The organism is Pradoshia sp. Z3_51, from assembly GCF_058215915.1.
In genome coordinates this window covers 365,303-391,206 of sequence record NZ_JBZAJC010000002.1, presented here as the reverse complement: position 1 = coordinate 391,206, position 25,904 = coordinate 365,303, and the positions used below count along the sequence as shown (strand labels likewise).

At 37.8% G+C, this 25,904-nt stretch carries 28 protein-coding genes and 1 pseudogene; all 29 read right to left on the bottom strand.

The features are described from left to right. Window positions 1–3: 3 nt before the first annotated feature. The gene (locus tag AC4BHA_RS05540) at window positions 4–2,043 is read right to left on the bottom strand and encodes a chemotaxis protein CheA (protein WP_139891558.1); all 2,040 of its coding nucleotides are present in this window, start codon (window positions 2,041–2,043) and stop codon (window positions 4–6) included. A gap of 12 nt (window positions 2,044–2,055) precedes the next feature. Next, window positions 2,056–3,150 carry a protein-glutamate methylesterase/protein-glutamine glutaminase gene (locus AC4BHA_RS05535; RefSeq protein WP_139891236.1) on the bottom strand — a complete coding sequence of 365 codons (1,095 nt, stop codon included), beginning with the start codon at window positions 3,148–3,150 and terminating at the stop codon, window positions 2,056–2,058. 3 nt (window positions 3,151–3,153) lie between these two features. Further along, window positions 3,154–4,017, bottom strand: coding sequence for a MinD/ParA family protein (locus tag AC4BHA_RS05530; RefSeq protein WP_490558265.1), 864 nt, complete (start codon window positions 4,015–4,017; stop codon window positions 3,154–3,156). Continuing rightward, on the bottom strand, window positions 4,010–5,182 hold the full coding sequence (flhF, locus tag AC4BHA_RS05525; protein WP_139891237.1) for a flagellar biosynthesis GTPase FlhF: 1,173 nt from the start codon (window positions 5,180–5,182) through the stop codon (window positions 4,010–4,012). The genes AC4BHA_RS05530 and flhF overlap by 8 nt, the downstream gene beginning before the upstream one ends. Next, window positions 5,179–7,216, bottom strand: a pseudogene (flhA, locus tag AC4BHA_RS05520) (flagellar biosynthesis protein FlhA). The gene flhF and the pseudogene flhA overlap by 4 nt, the downstream one beginning before the upstream one ends. 111 nt (window positions 7,217–7,327) lie before the next feature. Beyond that, window positions 7,328–8,410 carry a flagellar biosynthesis protein FlhB gene (gene flhB / locus AC4BHA_RS05515; RefSeq protein WP_490558264.1) on the bottom strand — a complete coding sequence of 361 codons (1,083 nt, stop codon included), beginning with the start codon at window positions 8,408–8,410 and terminating at the stop codon, window positions 7,328–7,330. Between the two features lies 1 nt (window position 8,411). After that, complete coding sequence (gene fliR / locus AC4BHA_RS05510; protein ID WP_490558263.1) at window positions 8,412–9,188, bottom strand: flagellar biosynthetic protein FliR; 777 nt, start codon at window positions 9,186–9,188, stop codon at window positions 8,412–8,414. 3 nt (window positions 9,189–9,191) lie between these two features. Further along, window positions 9,192–9,461, bottom strand: a complete 270-nt coding sequence (fliQ, locus tag AC4BHA_RS05505; protein WP_066100423.1) for a flagellar biosynthesis protein FliQ — start codon at window positions 9,459–9,461, stop codon at window positions 9,192–9,194. A gap of 15 nt (window positions 9,462–9,476) precedes the next feature. After that, the gene (gene fliP / locus AC4BHA_RS05500) at window positions 9,477–10,142 is read right to left on the bottom strand and encodes a flagellar type III secretion system pore protein FliP (protein ID WP_490558262.1); all 666 of its coding nucleotides are present in this window, start codon (window positions 10,140–10,142) and stop codon (window positions 9,477–9,479) included. Next, window positions 10,135–10,821 (bottom strand): flagellar biosynthetic protein FliO, encoded by a 687-nt coding sequence (locus AC4BHA_RS05495; RefSeq protein WP_490552005.1) that lies wholly within the window; start codon window positions 10,819–10,821, stop codon window positions 10,135–10,137. The genes fliP and AC4BHA_RS05495 overlap by 8 nt, the downstream gene beginning before the upstream one ends. Before the next feature lie 24 nt (window positions 10,822–10,845). Further along, window positions 10,846–11,208, bottom strand: coding sequence for a response regulator (locus AC4BHA_RS05490; protein ID WP_139891240.1), 363 nt, complete (start codon window positions 11,206–11,208; stop codon window positions 10,846–10,848). A 16-nt stretch (window positions 11,209–11,224) separates the two neighbouring features. Next, window positions 11,225–12,451, bottom strand: coding sequence for a flagellar motor switch phosphatase FliY (gene fliY, locus AC4BHA_RS05485; RefSeq protein WP_490558261.1), 1,227 nt, complete (start codon window positions 12,449–12,451; stop codon window positions 11,225–11,227). Beyond that, entirely contained in the window at window positions 12,448–13,440 is a 993-nt protein-coding gene (gene fliM / locus AC4BHA_RS05480; RefSeq protein ID WP_139891242.1) for a flagellar motor switch protein FliM, read from the bottom strand. Before fliM ends, fliY begins: the two co-directional genes overlap by 4 nt. A 45-nt stretch (window positions 13,441–13,485) precedes the next feature. Continuing rightward, window positions 13,486–13,902, bottom strand: a complete 417-nt coding sequence (gene fliL / locus AC4BHA_RS05475; RefSeq protein WP_139891243.1) for a flagellar basal body-associated protein FliL — start codon at window positions 13,900–13,902, stop codon at window positions 13,486–13,488. Further along, window positions 13,892–14,113 (bottom strand): flagellar FlbD family protein, encoded by a 222-nt coding sequence (locus tag AC4BHA_RS05470; protein ID WP_139891244.1) that lies wholly within the window; start codon window positions 14,111–14,113, stop codon window positions 13,892–13,894. Before AC4BHA_RS05470 ends, fliL begins: the two co-directional genes overlap by 11 nt. Before the next feature lie 46 nt (window positions 14,114–14,159). Next, window positions 14,160–14,951, bottom strand: coding sequence for a flagellar basal body rod protein FlgG (gene flgG, locus AC4BHA_RS05465; RefSeq protein WP_140461272.1), 792 nt, complete (start codon window positions 14,949–14,951; stop codon window positions 14,160–14,162). 83 nt (window positions 14,952–15,034) lie between these two features. Continuing rightward, a complete protein-coding gene (locus AC4BHA_RS05460; protein ID WP_139891246.1) occupies window positions 15,035–15,424 on the bottom strand; it encodes a TIGR02530 family flagellar biosynthesis protein in 390 nt (129 codons plus the stop codon). Between the two features lie 18 nt (window positions 15,425–15,442). Continuing rightward, window positions 15,443–16,078, bottom strand: a complete 636-nt coding sequence (flgD, locus tag AC4BHA_RS05455; protein WP_225983672.1) for a flagellar hook assembly protein FlgD — start codon at window positions 16,076–16,078, stop codon at window positions 15,443–15,445. Between the two features lie 11 nt (window positions 16,079–16,089). After that, the gene (locus tag AC4BHA_RS05450; RefSeq protein ID WP_490558260.1) at window positions 16,090–17,415 is read right to left on the bottom strand and encodes a flagellar hook-length control protein FliK; all 1,326 of its coding nucleotides are present in this window, start codon (window positions 17,413–17,415) and stop codon (window positions 16,090–16,092) included. 34 nt (window positions 17,416–17,449) lie between these two features. Further along, a complete protein-coding gene (locus tag AC4BHA_RS05445) occupies window positions 17,450–18,067 on the bottom strand; it encodes a MotE family protein (RefSeq protein WP_490558259.1) in 618 nt (205 codons plus the stop codon). Between the two features lie 14 nt (window positions 18,068–18,081). Further along, window positions 18,082–18,522: a flagellar export protein FliJ gene (gene fliJ / locus AC4BHA_RS05440; protein WP_139891250.1), complete on the bottom strand. Its 441-nt coding sequence runs from the start codon at window positions 18,520–18,522 to the stop codon at window positions 18,082–18,084. A 4-nt stretch (window positions 18,523–18,526) separates the two neighbouring features. Then, a complete protein-coding gene (gene fliI, locus AC4BHA_RS05435) occupies window positions 18,527–19,837 on the bottom strand; it encodes a flagellar protein export ATPase FliI (RefSeq protein WP_139891251.1) in 1,311 nt (436 codons plus the stop codon). Then, a complete protein-coding gene (fliH, locus tag AC4BHA_RS05430; protein ID WP_490558258.1) occupies window positions 19,834–20,598 on the bottom strand; it encodes a flagellar assembly protein FliH in 765 nt (254 codons plus the stop codon). Before fliH ends, fliI begins: the two co-directional genes overlap by 4 nt. After that, complete coding sequence (fliG, locus tag AC4BHA_RS05425; protein ID WP_490558257.1) at window positions 20,591–21,610, bottom strand: flagellar motor switch protein FliG; 1,020 nt, start codon at window positions 21,608–21,610, stop codon at window positions 20,591–20,593. The genes fliH and fliG overlap by 8 nt, the downstream gene beginning before the upstream one ends. Window positions 21,611–21,623: 13 nt before the next feature. Further along, a complete protein-coding gene (fliF, locus tag AC4BHA_RS05420) occupies window positions 21,624–23,216 on the bottom strand; it encodes a flagellar basal-body MS-ring/collar protein FliF (protein ID WP_490558256.1) in 1,593 nt (530 codons plus the stop codon). Window positions 23,217–23,323: 107 nt separating this feature from the next. Then, entirely contained in the window at window positions 23,324–23,632 is a 309-nt protein-coding gene (gene fliE / locus AC4BHA_RS05415; RefSeq protein ID WP_490558255.1) for a flagellar hook-basal body complex protein FliE, read from the bottom strand. Between the two features lie 19 nt (window positions 23,633–23,651). Further along, on the bottom strand, window positions 23,652–24,170 hold the full coding sequence (locus AC4BHA_RS05410) for a flagellar basal body rod protein FlgC (RefSeq protein ID WP_490558254.1): 519 nt from the start codon (window positions 24,168–24,170) through the stop codon (window positions 23,652–23,654). Between the two features lie 2 nt (window positions 24,171–24,172). Next, complete coding sequence (flgB, locus tag AC4BHA_RS05405) at window positions 24,173–24,565, bottom strand: flagellar basal body rod protein FlgB (protein ID WP_066100443.1); 393 nt, start codon at window positions 24,563–24,565, stop codon at window positions 24,173–24,175. Window positions 24,566–25,117: 552 nt separating this feature from the next. After that, window positions 25,118–25,894, bottom strand: a complete 777-nt coding sequence (gene codY, locus AC4BHA_RS05400; protein WP_066100446.1) for a GTP-sensing pleiotropic transcriptional regulator CodY — start codon at window positions 25,892–25,894, stop codon at window positions 25,118–25,120. Window positions 25,895–25,904: the final 10 nt, after the last annotated feature.

Below are 25,904 nucleotides of genomic sequence, written 5' to 3'. Positions count from 1 at the left end.
TGCTTACTTAACAAGAGAATTGCAATCTATAATCAATGCAACTTGACCATCCCCGAGAATCGTAGCTCCTGAAACAGCGAAGACAGAATTTAAGTAATTACCCAATGATTTTAAAACGATTTCCTGCTGACCAATGAATGAATTGACAACTAACCCGGCCATCTTGTCTCCATTACGCACAATTACTAATGACAAAAAGTCTTCCTCCTCCCGACAAACAGGGATAGAAAGAATTGAATGCAGATACACGAGCGGGATAATCTTACCTCTAAAGTCAATGACATCTTGATTATGTGATCTTAATACTTCTTCTCTTTGGACGATATACGTTTCAATTATGGAAGATAAGGGAATTGCGTACTTTTCATCCTGAACTTCAACTAGCATGACTGATATGATTGATAAGGTAAGTGGCAATTTCACAGAAAAAATAGATCCATATCCTAGGCGTGAATTAATAGACACACTTCCACCAAGAGATTCGATGGTATTTTTCACAACATCTAAGCCAACCCCCCGGCCTGATATATCAGAAATCTCCTTAGCTGTGGAAAAACCCGAAGCGAAAAGAAGTTCGTTTTTTTGACGTTCTGTCATGATTTCAGCTTGTTCTTCTGTAATAATTCCTTTATCCACTGCTTTTGTTACAACCACATCTGTATTAATACCAGCGCCATCATCTTCTATTTCTATAAAAACGTGGTTGCCACTATGATAAGCCTTCAGGATGACTGTACCCTCTTCAGGCTTGCCCTTGTCCCGTCTAGCTTCCGGTGTTTCAATACCATGATCCAAAGCGTTTCGTAAAAGATGCAGCAGAGGATCACCAATTTCGTCAATAACAGTCCGGTCTAACTCCGTTTCCGCACCAATAATTTCAAGACGGATGTGTTTATTCAGATTACGCGCAAGCTGCCTGACCATACGCGGAAACCGATTAAAAACTGTTTCTACTGGTACCATCCTCATATTTAGGATTATTGTTTGCATATCACCAGAAATTCTTGTCATATGTTCAACTGTTTCAAACAGCTCTGCATCTTTTAAATCCTTCGAAATTTGTTCGAGTCTTCCGCGATCAATCACTAACTCTTCAAATAGATTCATTAATATGTCAAGGCGCTCAATATTGACCCGTATCGTCTTACTATGAGCCACTGCAGTATTAACAGAGGAAGCTTTTTCATCTTCCTTACCCTTTACCTGCTTTGTTGAATGCACCTGCAGCTGATTCGCATTTTCCAGATCCTTTGTGGCTTTATATTCCTGATCCTTAGATGTCTTATTCGGCACCAGCGAAACTCGTACAGACTCAAGCTCTGATACTTTTAAGATTCTCTGTTCGATATCTATTGCAGATTGTTTTGATAGGATCGTTGCCGTAAACTCCTGCCCAAAATCTTCTTCCTCAAGAACATCGACGGGAGGAACCGACTTAATTACTTCTCCCAGTTCAGCAAAAATTTCATAAACCATAAAAACACGGACTGCTTTTAAGATACAATCATCATTTAAAATCACCTTAACAGAGTAAGCTTTAAAGCCTTGGTCGATTGATTGTTCCATGACCGCCCATTCGTATTCGTCATAAATATCCGCACGGGATTCCATTTCTACCGGAGCACCAGGATGTTCTCTATCTGCAGAACCTATCATAACGATTTGACCTGCTACTATGTTTTCTAATTTTTCTATTGTTAAAGAGACATCTCTTTTTCCGTTTCCACCATCTGCAACCGATAAAACCATTGCTTCCAAATCATCAACAGCTAAAAATACAATGTCTAAAATGTCGGTATTAACTTTTATTCGCTGATTTCGGATCTCATCCAACACATTTTCCATTTGATGAGTTAATCGTGCTAAATCATCAAAACCCATTGTCGCAGACATTCCTTTTAATGTATGGGCTGACCTAAAAATTTCATGCACAATCATGACATCATCAGGATTTTTTTCGAGCTCCAATAATAGTTCATTACAAGTTTGTAAGTGTTCCTTGCTTTCTTCTATAAAAACCTCTAAATATTGATCTAAATCCAAGCTCATTTACCTTCACCTCTCACCCTTACAAATTTCATTCAATACTCCAGCTATATGACCCAGAGGAATTATTTCATCCACCAATCCCGTAGCGATTGCCGCTTTTGGCATACCATAGACCACACAAGTTTCTTCAGATTCAGCAATAATTCTGGACTTTTTAAACTTTCTTAAATTCATAATTCCCTTCGTACCATCTGATCCCATACCTGTCATAATAACGGCTACACATTCGTATACAGGGGGCAGTTCGGAAACTGAATCAAACAAGACATCCACCGATGGACGGTGGCCATTAACGGAATTAGTTTTATCCAATTTGGCAATCAGCACACCAGCTTGAACTGAAGCTTTTAAATGAAATCCACCAGGTGCAATATAGGCTGTTCCATTACATAAAATTTCTCCCTCTTCAGCTTCCTTCACAGTTATTTCTGACAACTCATTTAGTCTCTCAGCCAAGTGTTTTGTAAACCCTTCCGGCATATGCTGTACAATGAGAATAGGTACCGTAATCTTTTTAAGTAATGGCAATACGGTATACAGTGCTCGCGGTCCTCCCGTCGAGGTTCCGATACAAATAATTTTTTGCAAGGGAACATCCGTATTTTTTTCTTTGACATTTTCAGTCAGATTCAGTTCCTGTGAAATTTCAGCGATTGGCGGCACATTCATCAGGCGATTATTTTGGTCAAACACGCTCATATTTACTTTGGCAGCCTCTTTCACTTTCTGAATCATTAGACTCTTAATTCTGTGTAAATCCTGTGAAAATGAACCAGAGGGCTTTTCGATAAAATTGACTGCACCAAGCTTCATGCTCTCCATAATCATATCTACACCCGATCTGTTAGTACCGGAAAGTATAACCACAGGCATTGGATTTTTTTCCATGATTACCTGCAATGTCGTTATACCGTCCATTACAGGCATTTCTATATCCAGTGTAATGACATCAGGTTTCAGCTTTTCCATTTTCAAAAGCCCATCTGCTCCATTTCTAGCAATGCCCACCACTTCAATTTGTTCATCTTCTTGTAAAAATTCAGTTATCAACTTTCTCATAAAAGGTGAATCTTCAATGATTAGAACTTTAATAGCAGCCAAATCTTAAGCCTGCCTTTCGGAAAGAAAATTCTTCATCTTTTTCATAAACGAAGCAGGTGAATTGCCCTCTTTATCCACGCTTCCCATATACTGAGCAATGATTTTGTTTAGTGCTTCACTAGATGGAGCCCGAGAATTCAAGAGGATAAATGGAATTTGTCTTATGACTGCTTTTTGTACCGTTTTATCATCTGGCAAAATCCCAAGTGCCACGATTTCTTTATGTAAAAACTGTTGCGCAGCTCTCGTTAAACGTAAAATGACCTCATTGCCTTCTTTCCGGCTTGAAGCCCGGTTACAGAGAAGATAGAACGGTGCATCCGTTCTGCTAACAAGATATTTCATCATGGAATAAGCATCCGTTATTGCCGTTGGCTCTGGTGTTGTAATATAAATCAATTCATTCGCAGAAACGATAAATTGCAAGGATTGTTCTGATATTCCCGCACCCATATCCAAAATAATAAAATCATATTCTTCCAGAATGCTTTGAAATTGATGGCTAAAGTGAGCAAATTGTTTTTGATCCATTTTAAAAAAATTTGTTAAACCTGTACCCCCAGGAATATAATGGATTCCTTCAGGCCCAGCAGAAATAGCCATCCTTAGAGGGATCCCCTCATTAAAATGATTTGCTATTGTATATCTGCCCGTTTGGCCTATTAAGATATTGATATTTCCCATTCCTACATCAATATCTATAATCAATACTTTTTTATTTTGCTTAGCGAGTCCAATTGAAAAATTTAATGAAAAATTGGATTTACCGACTCCGCCTTTTCCACTTACAACTGCAATTACTTTGGCAGATGGCTCTTCTTTTTTATATTGTATCTTTTGTCGAAGCAGTTCCGCTTGGTCATACATATAAATGACCTCCACATACCATTTTGACAATTTTGTCCGGGGTGGCAGCAATAATATCATCGGGAACATCTTGTCCATTTGTCATATAAATAACTGGAACATGATGTTTAAGAATAAAATTCACCACGGAACCATGATAGGCAGTTTCATCTAATTTGGTAAAAATAGCTCCGTGAATGGGTATTATGGAAAACTGGTTATAGATCGCTGTCATATCAATCTCTTTGGAAGTAGCGGAAAGGACAAGATATGTCAGCATATCGATATTAAAATCAATCAGCCCTTTAAGTTCCTCAACAAATTCCTGATTTCGAAAATTTCTGCCTGCTGTATCTATAAATACATGATCGTAATGGGCAAAACGCTCAGCAGCTTGTTTAAAATCATCACTGTTATACGCCACTTCGACTGGTACTCTCAATATCTCTGCATATGTTTTCAATTGTTCAATAGCTGCGATTCGATAGGTGTCCGTAGTGATGAACGCAATTTTTTTATTATGCTTAATCACATATTCAGCTGCAATTTTTGCAATTGTAGTGGTTTTCCCAACACCAGTCGGACCTACAATATTTATATATTTTCTCTTAAATAATTGCTCACCATTAACGGCAAAATTCTTTAATTGTTCAAGTAAGTAGATATGGACCAGCTCTGATAGGTCCGCCTTAGTTATTTCAGCAGACCTTTGATTATTCCTCCATTTTCCCAATAGATACTCCAACAGTTTGTCGATTATATGCTTATCCAACTCCATTACAACAAGCTGATGGTGTAATTCTCTTAATGGATCTGGAAAGTGATTGTATTTGGATTCTAGTGATAACATTTGTTTCATATCGTGCAATTTTTTAAGTATTTCATTAGATGGGTTATCGATATCTTTTTTTGTTGAATTGGAAAATTGAACAGGTTGTTCAATTGATTCCTTTTTTATGGATGGAATCGTATCTTTATTTACCTTCGTGAATGTTGTTTTTTTACTTTCCACTGAATCGGTATCCAATGCGGCAATCACTTCAAATGATTTCTTTTTAAATAGACCAAGAATACCATTGCTATTGACTACTTTTGAATTTAATATGACGGCATCATTTCCAAATTCCGCCCGTATTTTACTCATCACTTCTTGCATGGATATCCCTGTAAACTTCTTCACATTCATTCAGCATTCACCACCCCTACACTTTGTACCTCTATATTTGCTTCCAATTCGTTATATGATAGCACCGGAAGCTGCGGGAAATATCTCTCTGTCAGCTGGCGCACATACATCCTTACAGCTGGTGAACATAACAATACAGGTGCCTGATCAAGTAAGGCATGCTCCTCCAGCTTTCCTGCTACTGATTCAAGGATTTTCTGTGAGTTAGTCGGATCTAGCGATAGATAATTACCTTGTTCTGTCTGTTGAACACTGTCGGCAACGATTTTTTCAACTCTTCCAGAAAGAGTTAACACTTTTAAATTATCACCCGTTACATATTGGTTTGTGATTTGACGGGCAAGTGCCTGTCTAACATATTCCGCTAAAATGTCAGTATCATTTGTCATCCTTCCAAAATCAGCTAAGGTTTCAAAAATAACTGGTAGGTTCCTAATTGAGACCTTTTCTCTCAATAATTTAGCCAGAACTTTTTGTATATCACCTACAGATAAAGGATTAGGCGTAACTTCTTCTATTAAAATTGGTGCAGACTCTCTGAGATGCTCAATTAATTGTTTTGTTTCCTGACGCCCAATCAAATCAGCTGCATTTGTTTTAATGACTTCAGTAATATGTGTGGAAACAACTGATGGTGGATCCACAACGGTATAGCCTAGCATTTCAGCATATTCCTTGGTCTCTTCCGTAATCCACTTGGCCGGCAGCCCAAAGGAAGGTTCTATCGTATCAATTCCTTCAATAGAATCATCATCCATTCCTGGAGCCATCGCTAAATAGTGATCTAACAAAAGCTCACCCCTGGCCATTTCAGCACCTTTAATTTTCAGCCTATATTCATTAGGCTTAAGCTGAATATTATCTCTGATTCTTACAACGGGTATAACAAGACCCAATTCAATAGCAAGCTGCCTGCGAATCATAACCACCCTGTCCAAAAGGTCTCCGCCCTGATTGGCATCCGCTAATGGAATTAACCCATAACCGAATTCAAACTCAATCGGATCAATACTGAGAAGACTAATGACGCTTTCCGGACTTTTCATTTCTTCCGCTTCTGCGGTATCATCTGGTTCCAGTTCAGAAACAGTGCTTTCTTTTTGTTGAATAGATGTAGCTTTATAAGCCCCCAAAGCCAATAGACCAGAAATAAATAATGTTAGAAAATTATTAATCGGTGTAAAAAGCCCTAATAACAGAATAGTTCCGGCAGCAATATACAGCATTTGTGGATAAGCAAAAAGCTGAGATGTAATATCTGAAGCAAGATTGCCATCTGATGCTGCTCTCGTCACGATAATACCTGTCGCAGTTGAAATCAGTAAGGCTGGCACCTGACTGACAATCCCGTCCCCTACAGATAAAAGTGAAAATTTCACAGCCGCCTCACCAAATGATAAATCCATTTGCATAACACCGATAATCATTCCGAATATCAGGGTTGATTAAGACAATAATAATACTGGCTATGGCGTCACCTTTAACAAACTTGCTGGCACCATCCATCGAACCAAAAAAATCAGCTTCTCTCGACACCTTATCACGTCTGGTTCTCGCCTCTTGTTCAGAAATCATTCCGGCATTTAAATCGGCATCAATACTCATTTGTTTACCTGGCATTGCATCAAGCGTAAATCGGGCTGCCACCTCTGCTACACGTTCAGCCCCTTTTGTAATGACAATGAATTGAATAATGATTAAGATTAGGAAAACGACCAATCCAACGATCACTTGACCGCCAACTACAAAGTCACCGAATACATGAACGACTCCACCGGCATCCCCGTGTGTCAGGATTGCTCTAGTCGTAGAAATATTAAGGCCGAGTCTAAATAACGTGAGGAGCAACAGTAAGGAAGGGAAAATAGAAAATTGCAAAGGTTCCTGTGTATTCATTGAAGTCAATAATACTAATAAGGCAAGAGAAATATTGACCATGATTAAAAAACTTATCAACCATGTTGGTAAAGGGATAATTAACATGGCTACAATCATTATGACGGCTATTAAAACTGATAAATCTCTTGCTCGCATGCTACTTCTCTCCTAACGGGTAATTAATAGAACGTGAATCTATCAATATCTTAGATTAATTATGCTAACTATAATCAAACGGCAAAAATGATATCAGGCTAATCATATTTCCTACGACTTGCCTTTCAGTTTATAGACGTACGCAAGAATCTCAGCCACTCCTTTGTAAAACTCTTCAGGGATTGCCTGACCGATATCTGCCTGATTGTACAATGCTCTTGCTAATGGTCTGTTTTCCATCATCGGAATATCATTTTCTTTAGCGACAAGCTTTATTTTCTGGGCAACAAAATCCAGCCCTTTTCCTACTACATATGGTGCATCCAGCTGATTTTTGTCATATTTTAAAGCAATCGCATAGTGGGTCGGATTCGTAATTACTACATCAGCTTTTGGTATCTCCTGCATCATTCTCGACATGGCCATTTCTCTTTGTTTTTGCTTGATTCGAGACTTTATTATCGGATCTCCTTCGATTGTTTTATACTCTTGTTTAATTTCCTGTTTGGACATTCGAATGCTCTTTTCAAAATCGAAACGTTGATAAAGATAGTCCAACAGGGCTAAAAACAATAAAGCTCCCGAAGCAAACAAACCGGTTTTGACTGTAATATCTGCAAGTGTAATTAAGGATGCCCCCATCGTTTTAGTTGAAAGCATCATAATTTCATCCAACCGCGACCAAATAGAATAAAAGGTTATAACTCCAATGACCGTAATCTTTAATATAGATTTGAGCATTTCGACGAGCGCTCTCATTGAAAAAATCCGTTTAAACCCTTTTATTGGGTCAATTTTTTCAAGCTTAAATTGTATAGTTTCGGTTGAAAACATGGCTCCTACCTGCGCAAAATTAGCGATAATTCCGGCTATAAAAGCCGCTAACATAATAGGTCCCAAGATAATAGCCATTTGTTTAAGAAGTTCAATAAACATTAAATATAAATCCGCTTCTGAATATGAGAAGGTAGCAGATAGATTGATTGGATACTTAAAAATAACTAGTAATCTATCTTTTAAAAAACCACCTGCTATATATAAAATGAGAAATACCCCTAACAAAACAACTGCTGTATTGATATCCTGACTTTTGGCAACCTGCCCTTTTTTCCTTGCATCCTGTCTTTTTTTAGGAGTAGCCTTCTCTGTTTTCTCCCCTGAAAAAAATTGCAAATCCAGTTTTAGTAGGCTCATTCTAACTTCCTCCAAGCAGATGCATAAGCGAACGCATTCCTTCTAATGTTGTATTCAAAAGCCCTTTTACCAGAAGTAAGATGGTTCCCATCGTAATAGTTAACAAAATTAAACTGACAAATATTTTGATTGGAAAACCAATAACAAATATATTCATTTGCGGCACCGTTCTTGCTACAATACCTAGTGCTATATCTACCAAAAATAAACTTCCAACAATTGGGATAGACATTTGAAAAGCAATGATAAATGACTGTGTAAAGAATTGAATCATCAATGTGAGGATTTGCTCATTTCCAAACGGAAGAAAATCTGTTGACAAAGGGATGAATTCATAGCTGTAAAAAATTCCGTCCAATAACAAATGATGTCCGTCAATCGCCAGCAAAAAAAGGAGTGCAAATGTATAAAGATATTGACCCATTAAGGGACTTTGAACCCCTGTCTGCGGATCAATGACATTAGCCATTGAAAAGCCCATCTGAAAATCAATGAATCCTCCGGCTGTTTGAACAGCTGAGAACATCATATACGCAAAAAAGCCAATCATTAATCCGACTAAGGCTTCTTTTAACACCAATAAAAGATATAAACCGTCAATTTCAAAGACTGGAGAAGATACCGTATAATACATAATCCAGGCGAGCAGAGCACTGATTCCTAAGCGATGCTGTGCAGGAATCGTTCTATATGAAAAGATAGGCATTGTAATAAAAAAGGATGCAAGACGTACAAAAATCAATAAGTATACACTAAATTTGGGAACAATCTCTTCCATAGCCTATCCTACAAACTTCGTTAGATTATTAAAAATGTCAGCCGTGTAAGAGAGCATTTTACTCAGCATCCATGGCCCAAAAAATACAATGCCCAACAAAACAGCGACGATTTTCGGAATAAAAGCTAACGTTTGCTCCTGGATTTGTGTGGTCGCCTGAAAAATACTGACAATTAAACCAATCCCAAGAGCTAGGATCAGTAAGGGAGCACTTATGATTAATACAGTATAAATCCCCTTTTCAGCCAACGAAATTACTGCTTCTGATGTCATCTTTCTCTCACCTGCCTAAAAACTTTGTAATAAAGATTTAACAACTAAATACCATCCATCGACCATCACAAACAGTAAGATTTTAAAGGGTAATGAGATCATGACCGGCGGTAGCATCATCATACCCATGGACATTAGAACACTCGCCACAATCATGTCTATCACCAGAAATGGGATAAAAATCATGAAGCCAATTTGAAAGGCTGTTTTCATTTCACTGATCGCGAATGCAGGTACCAGCGTAGTTAAAGAAATATCTTCAATTGATTCAGGTGTATCCGCATTAGAATATTCCAGGAATAGCTGTAAATCCTTTTGCCTTGTATGTTTACTCATAAACTCCTTAAAGGGCCCTGCTGCCTTTTCATATGCTTCTTCCAGCTTTATTTCATCCTTAAAAAGCGGTTGAAGCGCCTCATCATTCACTTCAGATAAAACCGGTGCCATTACAAAAAATGTAATGAAGAGCGATAATCCGATCAACACTTGTGTAGGGGGCATTTGCTGTGTCGATAAAACTGTCCTTACAAAGCCCAGAACAATAACAATTCTTGTAAAACAGGTCATTAAAATTAAAATGCTTGGTGCAAGAGAAAGAACCGTTAATAACAGGAGCAGCTTAACTGATGTAGAAACGGTATCGGCATCCCCACTGCTAAAGAGAGTCATTAAGTCATTCATCTCGGTGTGTTCCTTTCTTGCTTATTTCTTTTGTAATCTGTTTGCGGTCTTCCTTTAGTTGTTTCAACTGTTCATTAAATTGACTTTTGAACGACTTCTCCGTTTGCCTGGAAGTTTTTATTTTCCATTTATCAATGAGCTTGCCTGCAAGGTCCATTGAGGCAATCTGAGTTTCTAATTTCTGATTATGTTCTTCAATTAGCTTGCTGTATTCTTCCTTATCATCAATCACATTGAGTAATTGAACCGAGTCTCCAACACCTACAATGTAGATTTTCTCCCCAACCCTTACCATCTGGACAGAGCGATTTCCACCTAACGGAGTCCCTCCCAGGTTTTCAATAGTTTGGCCGTGCTGATATCCACGATTCTTTTTATTAATGACGCGCAGAAGAATGTACATTAATCCAGCAACAAATAGTAGGGCGAATACCATTCTAAAGATATCTCCAATTGTAATTCCAATGTCATTTGTCTCATTTTCAGCTGAATCAGAGATACTGTTATTATTGGTCTGGTCGATATCCCCTGTCTCTGTCTTACGATCTTTAGTATTGTAATAACTGTCCACACTTTGGCTGCCATTGTCTGGCGCTGCATTTACTGCAATTTCTTTGAATGGTGCAGTAATGGCAAAACACAAAATGAAGAAAAGAATAACCTTTATATAGCTTGGCATCCGTTGCACGTTTACTTCCCCTCTTTACGATAAAGCTTTGCTGATTGCCTCCAAAACTCGGTCAGCTGCAAAAGGTTTTACAATAAAATCCTTTGCACCTGCCTGAATAGCATCAATAACCATTGCCTGCTGACCCATTGCCGAACACATAATAACCTTGGCATTTGGATTGATTTTGCGTATTTCTTTTAATGCTGTAATTCCGTCCATATCTGGCATCGTAATATCCATTGTGACCAAATCAGGATTTGTTTCTTTATATAGCTCAATAGCCTGATGACCATCCGCTCCTTCTCCCACAACATCATATCCATTCTTAACCAGGATATCTTTAATCATCATTCTCATAAATGCAGCATCATCGACTACTAAAATTTTGTGTGACATTCTTTCTTCCCCCAGCTTACTTTAATTTTTTCAGACGGTCAGTTCGGCTAATAATATCTGTAACCCGAACACCAAAATTTTCATCAATTACAACGACTTCTCCTTTGGCAATCAAACGCTTATTCACCAAAATATCGACCGGTTCACCGGCTAATTTATCCAATTCAATAATAGATCCTGATGATAGCTCAAGAATTTCTTTGACGGACCGATTCGTTCTTCCCAGTTCTACGGTTACCTGCAAAGGAATATCCAATAACATATTGAGGTTATTAACCTCTTTTTCATCTAACCGCTGCGTGTGCTCAAATTCAGAAAACGTGGCAGGCTGTACCTGAACCGGCTGGCTATAGGGAGCAGAATTCGTTCCTAGATATTGATTGCTTTGCATATTTATCTCTGTTTTATCTCCCAACAGTGCGTCGTTGATGTGCTCCGCTTGATACGATTGATCAGATGCCGTTTTAGCTACTCTCTCATTACTGGTTCTCACAGTTGGTTCCACTCCACTCATGGAATAGGCAGCTGGTTGATTCTGTTTAATTGTCTCTCCCATCTCAGGAGAAGTTTTCTTCATCAATTCATCTACTAAACTTCTGGCAAAATGCGCAGGCAATAATTGCATGATATAGGAATCTATTAAGTTCCCTATCGTTAATCTAAAAGACACTTTCACAAGCAAATCAGCTTTTGGAAAAACATCATGTCCAGAGCCTTCCATTAAATCTATAAGCTCTATGGATGGAGGCGAGATATCTACACGCTTATTAAAAACAGTCGACATGGAGGTTGCAGCAGAACCCATCATTTGATTCATCGCTTCCTGTACAGCGCTTAGATGAATCTCAGATAAATCCTCAGCTGGAGAATGCCCATCTCCACCCAGCATGAGGTCAGCAATAATAGCAGCATCTGTCTGCTTTATGACCAACAAATTAGAACCAATAAAACCATCTGTATATTCCACCTGAATGGCTACATATGGCTGTGGAAATTCTTCCACTAATTTTTCACTGGCAACTATAGAAACGCAAGGTGTCGTAATATCCACTTTGTGATTTAATAGTATAGATAAAGCAGTTGCTGAGCTTCCAAATGATATATTGCCAATTTCACCAAGAGCATCCTGTTCCATTGATGAAAAATAATCACCTATCGCTGGTGAAGCAGGAAACACTTCCTGATTAGAACTATCTAATAATGCATCAATTTCTTCCTGAGTAAGTCTTTCATTGTTCATCATTCTAAGCTTCCCCCTTTCAAGTTCTCCAATATTTGAATGCCTATCTTCTTATTTACCTTTCCTGCCTGTCCAAGGAATTTAGGAACATCTCCTATGGACAACACGATTGGGCTGTCTATTGGCTGACCTAATTCAATAACATCCCCCACAGTTAGATTTAAGAAGTCTTGGATTAAAATATCAGCAGTTCCCAATTGAGCAATCAGGGGTAACTCTGCTGTTCGAACTTGTTGTTCTATCGCTTGTACTTCATTTGGTTCTCTTTTCTTTTTGTTTGTATGCATCCAATAATGTACAGATAAATTAGGAATAATAGGCTCTAATACTACATGCGGTATACATATATTTATCATCCCGCTAACTTCACCGATTGTAATATTTAATGAAATTACAACCACCGTATCATTTGGGGAAACCATCTGTAAGAATTGTGGATTAACCTCAAACTCTGATAGCTCCGGGTTTATATCGGCTATGTTAGCCCACGCTTCCTTTAGATTCTCAAATGCACGTTCAAAAAGATTGGACATAATTTTGGTTTCTATCTCTGTGAGGCTCTCAACTTTATTAAGACTTGAACCTCTGCCGCCTAATACACGATCGAGCATGGTATAAGCGATAATCGGATTAACTTCCATCAAGATTCGTCCATCTAAAGGAGGAACCTCAAAAACATTCATAATTGTCATTTTAGGAATTGAACGTATAAATTCTTCATACGGAAGCTGATCAGCTGTCGCAACATTGATATTGACATACGTGCGTAACTGCGCTGAAAAATAAGTGGTCAGTAAACGAGCAAAATTCTCATGTATTCTTGTTAAATTTCGAATTTGGTCTTTCGAAAACCGTAAAGCTCTTTTAAAATCATAAACTCTTACTTTTCTTTCATTCTCTTCCTTTTTCAATTCATCTGCATCCATTTCACCTGTTGAGAGGGCAGATAATAATGCATCAATTTCATTCTGTGATAAAACCTCGCCAGACAATCGAATCACCTCCGTAGTTTCAGATACTTTTATGTCCGTCGCTTTTTATTGGAGAATAGACGAGGTAGTATAAACTTGAATAACCTTACCTTCCTGCATCAACTCATTCACTTGTTCCTTAAGTTTATTTTCAAATTCCAGTTTGCCCTTTTTATCATTCAGTTGTTCAGCTTTCATCTCAGATAATTCTTTAATGACAATGTCATTTACTTGGAAAATTCTTTTTTCTAATTCCTCTTTTGCCTTTTTACCGTCTGTTTCCATCATATACGTTACTCGAATTAACGTATTATCCGTTAAGTTAGTCGTAATTTCCGGTATTTCAACAGAATATTTAATAACCTCATCAATACTCGGTTCTTTATCTGCAGAGTCGCCTGTGTAATTCATTAACACAACAACCGCGATGATCCCCAGCAAAGAAATAGCTGACAAAAATAAAAGTATTAATTTATTCTTCATCGGTATCCTCCCGGTTCTGCTGATGTCCTAAAACGTTTATGCTGCGATAAAAATGATTAATCATCTGTATAAGTTCTCTTTCCTCAGTTGCGACGATTAACTTTTTTCCATTGGTAAGTGTTATAGTCGTATCTGGATTTGCTTCTACAGACTCTATGAATAATGCATTTAAAAAGTATTTTTTTCCGTTCAATTTGGTTACCTGTATCATAATTTGGAGGGCTAAAGGATTTCTTTAGCCCCTGCCTCCTTTACCATTACCTTTTCAAATTAACTAATTCCTGAAGGATTTCATCAGATGTTGTGATAATGCGGGTATTAGCCTGAAAACCACGCTGTGCCACAATCATATCTGTAAATTCTTCAGATAAATCCACATTTGACATTTCAAGTCGACCTGATGTCAGTTTCCCTCTACCTTCGGTGTCTGCTGTTCCTATGTCGAGTACCCCAGAATTTGCAGATGCTTGAAATGTATTATTACCCGCCTTCGTTAATCCGGCCGGGTTAGTGAATTTAGCTACTCCAATTGTTGCTATAGTGTCACTAGCTCCATTTGCATCGACACCCGTTATTTCGCCGCCCTGTCCAATACTGAAGCTGACTATATTTTGCGGGATAGTGATCTCCTGTTCGTCTATATCTAGAACCTTAAATCCTTCACTTGTCACAAGTGCCCCATCCTGATCTAAATAAAAATTCCCTGCACGTGTATATAATTGTTGATTTCCATTTTTAACTACGAAATATCCATCACCTTCAATAGAAAAATCCAGTGTTCGATTCGTCGTTTGGGCACTTCCCTGTGTATCAATATTATCAATCGAAGCCAGTGAGCTTCCGAGGCCTACCTGAATAGCATTCGTACCGCCCTTATCAGCAGTGGCTCCGCTGGCACCCGAAACAGTTTGGCTCATAGTATCTTTAAATGTAACCCTGCCTTTTTTAAAGCCATATGTGTTCACATTTGCGATGTTATTACCGATTACATCCAATTTTGTTTGGAAGTTTTTTAATCCGCTAATGCCAGAATACATGGAACGTAACATATTATTATTTTTCCCCTTTCAGCTTGGCTGTATCAGTCGATCAACAGCCTGGCTTCCTCTCATGAGGTCCAGCCATCCAGTTTTTATTTTAAAATGATTGCCCCATTAATATTTGTGAAAATTTGGGCTCCCGCTTCGTCTCTATCCATTGCAGTAATGACCGTATTATTTTTTGCATTTACAATGAGGGCTGCATGATCCATCAACACCAATGAATCATTTAAACCCTTGCGCCTTGCTTCAGCCAATTTTACTTCCAGCTGGCCCCATTGATGTTCATCTATCTGTAAATTTCGTTGTTGGATGCGCTGTTGGGCATGCTTGCTGATTGTAATACCTTTATTTGCAGCGTCCAGTTCAGGCCTAAGAAAGCTTTCAAAAGAATCATTTCCACTTTTCATTTGGTTTTTTTGCGCACCTTTAAGTGGATTGGCAATTGGCACTTGTGGCCTGAATATAATTTTTTGATCCATTGACTTCGCCTCTTATCTTTATCCTACTTTAATCAACTGATTGAGAAGCAGAGAGGTTTTCGCTTCATCATTCACCTCTAGTTTAACTTTTCCGTCTCTTTGAAAGACCGAAGATACTTCTGCCGTGTGTTCTTCCCCTTTATCATCCAGCCAAGTCACTTGTTTCCCTATTAGACGACTCGCTTCGGCAAGATTATTGCCCTCTGATAGCTGATTTATGGAAGAAATATTTGCAGGCTCTAATACAGTCCCGTCTTCTAGAATAAATTTCACACTCTCATCAACAAATTGGATGGATTTCACAACACCCTTTCCTTCCACAACCTCCGTGTCCCCACCTTCGTTATCTGGGTTGGCCAGTTTATGATAGGTCACTTCCTGCCCCACAAACTGCGAATAGGTGATTAATAGATTTTGATTTTGTGAGTTCACAAAGCTCTCTAACGTCGTATTCATATTCGTCATTTGCTCAAGACTTGAGAAGGTTGCCATTTGCGCTATAAAGTCCGTATCGTCCATTGGACTGGTTGGATCCTGATTTTGTAGCTGTGTCAGCAATAATTTCAGAAAATCATCCTTATCCAGGTTATTTTTTACTTCCCTCGTTTGATTCTGTAAGGAACTATATAAAAGACTTGTATCAATCGTTGTCAAAATGACTCCTCCTATATTTCCTGATTAATGATTGATTCTTCCAGAACACTTGAAAATCCTGAAAATAATTCTTCATCATGATCCCTAACATTTTGATCTTCTTGATGTTCATGCTGATTTCTTCTCTCTTCCGAAGGAGATTCTTCCTGGAAGTGCGTATCCTGTGATTGTTCTAGGTCTATTTCGTCGAAATCAATTCCCTGTGCAGCCAATGAAACTCTTAGTCCTTGAATCTGAGATTCTAATAGCTCTTTTCCTTTTTGTGTATTGGCAATAATTTTGGCTACCAGCTGGCCGTCTTTTTGTATTAATTCAATTTGCAAGGTACCCAGGTTCTCCGGTGTCAATCGAACAAATAATCTTTGAACACCATTTTGGTTAGTAAAATTCGCTTTAGATAAGAGAGATTCAAATGATTTAATGAATTCATCTGCACCTACTGCTTGTCCACCTTTTTCAAGGGTCAAGACAGGACTCTGCTGCTGTGTTTGTAACTGAAGGTCTCCAATCATCACTGTTTGGTTTAACGGAATATCTGCACTTTTAGCAGACATAGGATTGAATCCGACAATGGAACCACCATTTTTAAAGTTTAATGAATAGGTTTTAGATTGCAGATTGTATGTGTTCATGCCTATATCTCTTAATGAAGCAGGATTGTTTTTTACATCAGACAGAATTGTTTTTTTTGTTTCATCCAAGGCTGTCAATTTGTATTTCCAGTTCATTAAAAGAGCATCTAATTGACCAACATTTTCTGCTCCTTTTTGATTGAACGTATGCTTATGGCTCATCACAACCAATTTTCCGAAATTCAACAGAGTAAGAAATGCATTTCTTTGATCATTTGTTAAACCTTCAAATGGTTTTGCTAACCCATTAGTTAATATGCCATTAAGTGTTTCAATATCATCTTCAACAGGAGGCAATTGAGTAAAATCGATCTCCTTAAATGTATCCTTTGAATCTAATAAATTCCTTAATGCCTCTTTAATTGCTTCAGAAGGATTTTCACCCAGAAGCTGTTGAATAAACTCTGATTCTGGAAGAGCTTCCTGGTTATTGGCTAGCAGCATATTTAACAGCTCAAATGCTCCTTCCAACTCTTCAAGTCCCTCTTTTTCCAGGAAACTCAAAGTATCATCTACTTCAACTCCATCATGCAGTATTTCATATACTGGATCCTCTGTTTTCTCTGCTTTGTCCAAGCTCTTTTCATCTTGGAGCATTTTATGAAAAGATTTATCCTGAGATTTTTTATTTATTTGCACTTGGTCATTAGGTAAAGCAGTTGTTTTTACATATTGGTTGTTAGGCAATACACCCATCTGATTCATTTATTCACCTCCTTTCAATCTTTCTGCTTTCCCCTTAAGAATCCTCGGCACCATTACTTTTCTCGGCCGAGATTTTTTCCATTAATACGGCAGCTTTTTTAGCTTCCATCTTTTCCATAATGTCAGCCAAGGCTTCTGTAGTAATAGAGGATAGGATTTTCACCGCTTCTTTCTCATTCATTTCTGCTACTATTAAGGCCGCCTGTTTGGGCGCCATTTTCTCATAGGTATCAATGATATCTTTTGAGGATCTTGAGTTTTGTTCTTTTTTTTGATCTAGTTCTGAAATCGTCTGTTCCAGTTGCTCTACGGATAACTGACTGCGCTTGAGTTCAATCTCCTTGTTATCCAGCAATTTTTCAAGACTTTCCATTTCTTTCTCTTTATCCTTAAGCTCTGACTTAAGACTAGCAATTTCTTTCACATAGTCCGCTTGATTTGTTTGATTTGTCTGTTTTTCTGCCTTTTCCTCACTCTCACCTAAAAAGGGAATATTTTCAGCAAGTTTTCCAGCTTGTTCCCCTATACTTTTACCTGAGAAAGTTACGGTGATTACCAGAATTCCAGCTATGAATATCAGAACAATCAATATAGTAAGGAACAAATTCAGTTTACTAAATCCTTTGTTTTCCTTTTCTTCCATACGATCCAACTACTACGCCTCCATCATGAACGGCTCATATATTGTTGAATAGATATTTCATCCATTTGCCGATTTTCTTCGTATTTCATTGTATTAAAATATCTTTGAAAATCTTTCTCTTTGATTTTCTCGTATTTTTTAACCTCTACATTGCTTTCTATCAGAAGCTGGTGATAAAAGTGCATTTTAGATCGTGTATCCATCACACGCTTTTGATAATGGGCAATCATCTTTTCATGATTATCCAAAAAATGCTGATTATATCTGACCTGCTGTACGGACAATCCCTGTTTTAATTGTTCAGATTGTGAATCCAATAACTCTTCTTTCTTTTTCAGCACTTGATAGAGATTTTCGGCTTCTGATTCAAACTCTTTTACAGCTTCTGTATATTTTGACTCTGAATCATTCTTTTCTTTTTCTTTTATCGTTAATATTTTTTCGAATTTATACTGATAGTGCATTGAATCATCCACCCATCTCTACTAATAAGTGCAGTTGTTCGATACTTTGCTGTTTCGTCACTTTTTCATTTACATCCTGTTTTAAATACTCAATGATTGCAGGATATTTAGTAATAGCTTCATCAATGATTGGGTTGGAGCCCTTTTTATAGGCACCAATATTAATTAAATCTTCTGCTTCCAGATAAGCAGCTAAGGATTGTCGTACCTTTTCAGCTGCTTTAGCATGAGCCGGTTCTATAATATGAGCCATTATTCTGCTGATACTTTTTAAAATATTGATTGCTGGAAACTGTCCCTTATTAGCAAGGTCTCTGTCTAAAACAAAATGTCCATCTAATATCCCACGTACTGTATCAGCAATAGGTTCATTCATATCATCACCATCTACCAATACCGTATAAAAGGCTGTAATCGTTCCCTTACTGTTCGTTCCAGTTCTCTCTAGCAATCTTGGCAGAATACTGAAGACAGATGGAGTATACCCTTTAGTTGTCGGCGGTTCCCCAACAGCCAGACCCAATTCTCTCTGTGCCATAGCAATCCTTGTAACCGAGTCCATCATCAGCATGACATTCATCCCCCGATCGCGAAAAAACTCAGCTATGGCTGTTGCCGTATAAGCAGCCTTTATTCTCATTAAGGGCGGCTGATCTGATGTGGCCACAACTACTATAGATCTTTTTAATCCAAGAGGACCTAAATCTCTTTCGATAAATTCTCGGACTTCTCTCCCACGTTCACCAACAAGAGCTATCACATTTAAATCAGCTGTCGTATTCCTGGCAATCATTCCTAATAATGTGCTCTTTCCTACTCCGCTTCCCGCGAAAATTCCAACCCTCTGACCTTTTCCAACCGTTAGTAAACTATCAATCATGCGGACACCTGTTTCAATTCCCTCATTAATGGGCGGACGTGACATTGGATTTGGAGGATCCTGCTCCGTTGCTGTAGAGGATAAACCGTATGGAAGTGACCCTCCATCAAGTGGGTTTCCGATAGCATCAAGTGCCTTGCCTATTAAACCTGTTCCTACTTTGATCTCGAGCGGTTTACGAGTCGCCTCGACAATAGAGCCGGGTGCTATCTCACTTACAACACTATAGGGCATTAAAATGACAATCTCATCCCGGAATCCTACTACTTCAGCCTTTACCTTGTTCTTTTTGCCGGTATGGATCAAGCATACATCTCCAATTGAGCTGGCCGGCCCCTGAGACTCAATCATAAGACCTACCACTCTTTTAATTCGCCCATATCTCTTAAACGTATCGAGAGTATCAATTTGATCTATTAATTGAGAGACTTTCATGAGAGGTCCTCCTCAAGGATTTCCTGAAGCTTAATTCTGATTTGTTCCAGCTGTTCATCCACACTTGCTACCAAACGTCCATTGGATGATTCAATTACACATCCATTTCCTTCTAACTCATCATTCGGATAGATATAAAACTCTGTTTCTCTTGGAAATAAGGTCATTAATTCTTTTTTATGTGTTAAGACAAAAGAGTAATGAAGCGGAGGAATATGTAGTTCAATATTTTTATATTCTCGCGCTTCCTTAATTGCTTTTTTCACAATAAATAAATAATCTTCCTCATTTTCGTCTAAGTGCTGATTCATAATTTTTTCAGCTACCTTTATTCCGAGGTTGAGGATGGTAAACTCAGACTTTTCCACAACAGATTGGTATTCTTTTTTAGCTTGGTTCATTGTCTCTTGTGCAAGGTTCAGCATGTGCTGATATTCTCTTTTTGAGTCCGAAGCACCCTGTTCCTTGCCAATGAGATACCCTTCCTGTCTGGCCTCTTCAATGAGAATTTGTTTTTCCTTATCCCATTGCTTTACTTCTTCCTGTATCTTTAGATAAACTTGATCAGCCTGTTTCTGAGCTTCTAAAACAATTGCCTCAGCTTTTTGATTAGCTTCCATCAAGAGCCGATTTAGATCAGAAGCTACTGACTCTTCTTGAAAAAGGGACTCATTCTGTTCATTCATTATTTTTTTAATCTGGATTATTTTCTTCTCTTGCATATGTGTTTCTGTATAATGGGACTTTATAATTCTAGACAATAATGTCATCTCCCCCACCACGGGCTAGGACGATTTCACCGGCATCCTCAAGGCGTCGAATAATCGCAACAATTCTTGACTGCGCTTCTTCTACATCCCGTAAACGAACCGGTCCCATAAATTCCATCTCTTCTGTAAATGTATCGACCATCCGTTTGGACATGTTTTTATAAACAATTTCCTTAACCTCTTCACTGGCGACTTTAAGAGACAGCATTAAATCTTCGTTTTCTACATCTTTAATCACCCTTTGGATGGCTCTATTATCCAAGGTGACAATGTCTTCGAATACAAACATTCGTTTCTTAATTTCTTCAGCCAATTCAGAATCCTGTATTTCTAAAGCATCCAAAATGGTTCTTTCTGTTGAACGATCAACGCCATTTAACACTTCTACAACGGCTTCAATTCCACCGGTTTGCGTATAGTCTTGCGTAACAGTAGCAGATAGCTTTCGTTCTAGAATTTGTTCTACCTCATTGATGATTTCAGGCGAGGTGCTGTCCATTAAGGCAATCCGTTTTGCTACATCTGCCTGCATATCCTGAGGAAGCTCTGATAAAATCTGTCCTGCCTGTCCCGCTTCCAAATAAGATAGTATTAAGGCAATCGTTTGAGGATGCTCATTCTGTATAAAATTCAGAATTTGACCTGGATCTGCTTTTCTAACAAAATCAAAGGGCTTCACCTGCAGAGATGATGTTAAGCGATTGATAATGGCCTGTGCCTGGTCACTGCCCAATGCTTTTTCTAATACAGTTTTGGCATAACCAATTCCACCCTGAGAAATGTAATCCTGTGCCAGCGCAATCGTATGGAATTCATCTACGATGTCTTCCTTCTCTTTTGGGCCTACCTTTCGTACGCCTGAAATTTCTAAGGTCAGCTTTTCAATTTCCTCTTCCGATAAATGCTTATAAACATTTGCAGATACATCCGGCCCCATTGAAATGAGCAGGACTGCAGCCTTTTGTTTTCCCGTTAGACCACTTTTTTTATCTCTGATAGACATGTCTTCTTACCCCCTAGTCTTCCGTAATCCATGATCTTAAGAGTTTCGCAAATTCATCAGGCTTTTCTTTCGCCAATTTTTCTAGTTGCTTTCTTTTAACAGTGGCTTCTGATTCTGCTTCGTCTTCAATATCGGCTACCAAAACAGGAGGGATCGGTTCTTCATATTGTTCTATCTCAATTTCTTTATTTTTTCTGGATTTGATAATAAAAATCAAAAGCAGAATAATCGCTAAACATAATACACCGCCTATGACATAAATCCACCACGGAGTACTGTTTTCCTGCTGTTCGTCAAATGTAACTTTCCCATTAAATGGCTGGATGGAAATCGCAATTTTTCCCTCTAATTGATTATCTGTTAGAGGATTTTCATTTTCTGATTTATCGATACTTGTTCGCACAATCGTCCCCAAAATATCTCTTATATCAGTTATTCTTTCTTCTGGGAGAGAGTTGGTGTCATTAGCATCAGGTGGTTCAACCATAACCTGAATCCCCAAATCTCTTACTTTGTATGGAGATTCACTAATCTCTTTACGTATTCGGTTAACCTCTGTGTTTACTGTTTCCTCAGTCTTCTCATAATCACCATTTCCATTTGATCCTTCAAGATACTGCGATCCCAGTGAGTCTGAAGGATCTTCAGTAACAGGTGTACCGCCTTCTGCTCCTGTTTCGCCTGTATAGGTCTCTGATAGTTTTTGGGCACTGATCGTCAGGCCTTCCATATTCTCTTCATCCACGGGTTCCACAAGATTTTCTTCTCTATTTTCTTGGGTAAAATCCACATCAGCTGTTACAGAAACAACAACTTTATCGTTACCCATGATCGTTCCAAGCATACTTTGAACTCTGCGTTGTATATCCTTCTCAATCTCTTTCTTTATTTCATTTTGGGATGCAAAACTATCCGTACTATTGCTGCCACTATTATTTAAATCAAAGTACTCAAAGTATTGATTCATAATGACGATATTATCTGTAGGAAGATTTGGGACGCTTTTTGATACTAAATGATATAAGGCTTGTATTTGCTTCTCTTCAAATTCCTGTCCAGGCTTTGTATTTAATACTATGGAAGCCGAGGCCTCCTCTTTTGTATCACTAACGAATACCCCCTTATCAGGGAGGGTGAGAATAACCTCAGCACCTTGAACTCCTTCTATCCCTTTAATAAGGCCTGCTATTTCATTCTGCATAGCATCCTGTTTAATGACATTAAATTCATTATCAGTCATACCAAAGCTTGCATTTTCACTGAAATATGAATAATCTATGCTTCCTGACTTCGGAATACCCTCTGCAGCAAGCTCAACTAGCAACGTATCTGCCATTTCACTTGGAACTAGTATCGTACTGCCATTATCAGCGATTTCCGACGTGATTCCTCTGCCATCCAGATTCTCTTTTATAGATCCAGTTTCTGTTGGTGAAAGATCACTATATAGAGGAACGAGCGTTGTTCTTGAAGTAAGAAAAACAACCGCTGCAGCAATTAGTATTACTGCAGCCATCATACTGATATAGAGTGTTTTCTGTTTACTTGAACGGCTCTTCCAAAAATCTTTTATTTGATTTCCAATTTTTATGAACGTTTCCTTCATCGTGATCCCCCGAACTTAGCTTTTGCATCAATATTAACGTCCACAGAGACTTCCCTGTCATATGTAGGGAATATTAATTTCGTTGGGACAATGCATATATTATTTTTCTACATGCTCATTCTCATTATTTCCTGATAAGCTTCGACTGCTTTATTGCGGACTTCCATAGCCGCCTGCAGCGTTATATTCGCTTTTTGGGATGTAATCATTACATTATGCAAATCAACATTTTCACCAAGTGCTAATTTTTGTGTCATCGTAGCTGATTCTTGCTGAGTCGTATTAATTTCTTCAATAGATTTCTTTAGGACGGACGCAAAAGATTTTTGAGATTCGTATGGTGTAGTATTGGGTGAGTTAGGTAGTGTTTGAGTAAAAATTGAAGAAACAGAGTTGTTTAATTGAATTGGTTCCATCCCTTATAGCCCCCTAATTTTATTTTCCTATTTCAAGTGCTTTCATCATCATCCCTTTGGATGCATTGAATACTGTAATATTCGCTTCATATAACCTTGTTGCACTGATTAAATCAACTGTCTCACGCAATGGATCAACATTGGGCATTTTAACGTACCCCGTGTCTGGATCAGCATCTGCATGGGCTGGATCATAGACCAGTTTATAATCGGGCTCCTCGATATAACCAGCTTCATTGGCTGCCTGATTGCCAGGGTCGTAAACCATATTGACATCTTCCTTAATCGCAGCAACTCTAACACCATTACCAACAGAAGAATTATTTGTTTTATTCATAGCTGTATTCAAAAAATTAGAAAACCCATTATCCTTTGTTTGCAATTCAATTGATTTCCTTTGATAAGGTTGCCATTCACCATCAACATACTTGCCTCTTGTTGTTTCAGCGTTGGCCATATTGGATGAAATCACATCCATACGCAGTCGCTGTGCTGTTAACGCACTGGATGTAATGTTCATGCCAGTGAACAAACCCATACCTACTTACCTCCCTGTATAACACTTTTTAATGTTTGAAAATTGCCATTCAGCCGTTCAATCAATGCATTGTAATAGATTTGGTTAGTAGCCAAATCGCTCATTTCACTATCCATATCCACACTGTTTCCTGTACTATTGTAATTCCGACTGTTACTGGTTACTTGAATGGCACTGCTTCCTGTTTTCTTAAATTCAAAGTGCCTGCTATCGGTTTTAAAGGATTGATTATTTATTTGTGCTGCTTGATCTAATTCAGATTTAAAACTCACATTTTTTGCTTTATAGTTAGGCGTGTCGACATTTGCAATATTTTGGGAGATAGCTTTTGATTTTAATGACGAGTAATTCAACCCTTGTTCAAGCAAGCTGACTGTGTTGGAAAAAAGCTTCATTTTATCACCCTTTCATACTTAGAGAGTTTTCCCTACTCTATTAGTTAATTCATTTTCTACGACAAATCCTTCTATATATTGAACATATATCCAATATACTACTATATTCACTATTATTTTACAGAGTAATATTACATATTTCTTTATTTTAAGTATAAATAAGACAAAATAGTCACATTTATAAATTATTTGTCATAATTTATATTAAAGAAAATTAACATAAAATGATAAGTACAATAGTCCTATTTTGACCAAGAGTTTTTGAATTTACCTGGCTATTTTCACATTTTGTTCAAATTTCAACTAACAAAAAAACGAACCCATTTTTAGGAGTTCGTTTTTTTTCATTACTAATAGAAGTAAATAAAGTAAGTTTGAAAACCCTTCATTGATTTCCCATTATTAAGTAATAAGAGTGCAATAACAATTACTATCAACATCTTACGTTAAATGATATTGTATTGATGTTAATTACAAGTCCAACCGACTTCTTTTATCCAGTAACAAAAAAACCGAAGTCACTTTTTGACTTCGGTCTTTCTATTTGCTGTATTAGCGTTTTAATCCTTCAAGCTCGTTTAAGAATTTAGCATTCAATACTTTGATATAAGTACCTTTCATACCTAAAGAGCGAGATTCGATAACACCGGCACTTTCTAACTTTCTTAATGCGTTAACAATAACAGAACGCGTAATTCCTACTCGGTCAGCTATTTTGGAAGCAACTAATAAACCTTCATTACCTTTTAATTCTTCAAAGATATGCTCAATAGCTTCTAATTCACTGTAAGATAATGAACTGATAGCCATTTGAACAACAGCCTTGCTTCTAGCTTCCTCTTCAATTTCTTCTGCCTTTTCACGCAAAATTTCCATTCCAACAACAGTAGCACCGTATTCACCTAGAATCAAATCATCGTCAGCGAATTTTTGTTCTACACGGGATAGAATTAATGTACCAAGGCGCTCACCGCCGCCTACGATAGGAATAATTGTAGTCCAGCCTGATTTAAATAACTCTTTGTTTTCTACAGGGAAAGCTGTATATTCGCTTTCAACATCAAGATTGGAAGATGTTTCTTTAATATTGAAAAGATTATTTGTATATTCTTCAGGAAATTGACGATCTTCGAGCATTTTTTTCATACGCTCATTTTCAATTTGTTGGTTTATTTGAAAACCAAGTAATTTTCCTCTGCGGCTAACTACGAAGATATTCGCCTGAATTACTTCGCTTAAGCTTTCAGCCATTTCTTTAAAGTTAACTTGCTTTCCGCCTGTTTGTTGCAGCATCGAGTTTATTTTTCTTGTTTTATTCAGTAAATCCATTGTTTACTTC

Bases quoted from the DNA above. Each gene is read 5' to 3' on its own strand.
- fliY (WP_490558261.1), bottom strand. From the start codon at position 12,451: ATGATGAACAATGAAAGACTTACTCAGGAAGAAATTGATGCATTATTA.
- flhB (WP_490558264.1), bottom strand. From the start codon at position 8,410: ATGAGCCTACTAAAACTGGATTTGCAATTTTTTTCAGGGGAGAAAACA.
- flhF (WP_139891237.1), bottom strand. From the start codon at position 5,182: ATGAATGTGAAGAAGTTTACAGGGATATCCATGCAAGAAGTGATGAGT.
- flgB (WP_066100443.1), bottom strand. From the start codon at position 24,565: ATGAAGCTTTTTTCCAACACAGTCAGCTTGCTTGAACAAGGGTTGAAT.
- fliQ (WP_066100423.1), bottom strand. From the start codon at position 9,461: ATGACATCAGAAGCAGTAATTTCGTTGGCTGAAAAGGGGATTTATACT.
- flgG (WP_140461272.1), bottom strand. From the start codon at position 14,951: ATGTTACGTTCCATGTATTCTGGCATTAGCGGATTAAAAAACTTCCAA.
- fliG (WP_490558257.1), bottom strand. From the start codon at position 21,610: ATGTCTATCAGAGATAAAAAAAGTGGTCTAACGGGAAAACAAAAGGCT.
- codY (WP_066100446.1), bottom strand. From the start codon at position 25,894: ATGGATTTACTGAATAAAACAAGAAAAATAAACTCGATGCTGCAACAA.
- fliJ (WP_139891250.1), bottom strand. From the start codon at position 18,522: ATGCACTATCAGTATAAATTCGAAAAAATATTAACGATAAAAGAAAAA.
- AC4BHA_RS05450 (WP_490558260.1), bottom strand. From the start codon at position 17,415: ATGAATCAGATGGGTGTATTGCCTAACAACCAATATGTAAAAACAACT.
- AC4BHA_RS05495 (WP_490552005.1), bottom strand. From the start codon at position 10,821: ATGCCAAGCTATATAAAGGTTATTCTTTTCTTCATTTTGTGTTTTGCC.
- AC4BHA_RS05530 (WP_490558265.1), bottom strand. From the start codon at position 4,017: ATGTATGACCAAGCGGAACTGCTTCGACAAAAGATACAATATAAAAAA.
- fliE (WP_490558255.1), bottom strand. From the start codon at position 23,632: ATGGAACCAATTCAATTAAACAACTCTGTTTCTTCAATTTTTACTCAA.
- AC4BHA_RS05470 (WP_139891244.1), bottom strand. From the start codon at position 14,113: ATGATACAGGTAACCAAATTGAACGGAAAAAAATACTTTTTAAATGCA.
- fliL (WP_139891243.1), bottom strand. From the start codon at position 13,902: ATGAAGAATAAATTAATACTTTTATTTTTGTCAGCTATTTCTTTGCTG.
- fliF (WP_490558256.1), bottom strand. From the start codon at position 23,216: ATGAAGGAAACGTTCATAAAAATTGGAAATCAAATAAAAGATTTTTGG.
- AC4BHA_RS05460 (WP_139891246.1), bottom strand. From the start codon at position 15,424: ATGGATCAAAAAATTATATTCAGGCCACAAGTGCCAATTGCCAATCCA.
- fliR (WP_490558263.1), bottom strand. From the start codon at position 9,188: ATGGAAGAGATTGTTCCCAAATTTAGTGTATACTTATTGATTTTTGTA.
- fliP (WP_490558262.1), bottom strand. From the start codon at position 10,142: ATGAATGACTTAATGACTCTCTTTAGCAGTGGGGATGCCGATACCGTT.
- AC4BHA_RS05410 (WP_490558254.1), bottom strand. From the start codon at position 24,170: ATGGGTTTGTTCACTGGCATGAACATTACATCCAGTGCGTTAACAGCA.
- fliI (WP_139891251.1), bottom strand. From the start codon at position 19,837: ATGAAAGTCTCTCAATTAATAGATCAAATTGATACTCTCGATACGTTT.
- AC4BHA_RS05490 (WP_139891240.1), bottom strand. From the start codon at position 11,208: ATGTCACACAAAATTTTAGTAGTCGATGATGCTGCATTTATGAGAATG.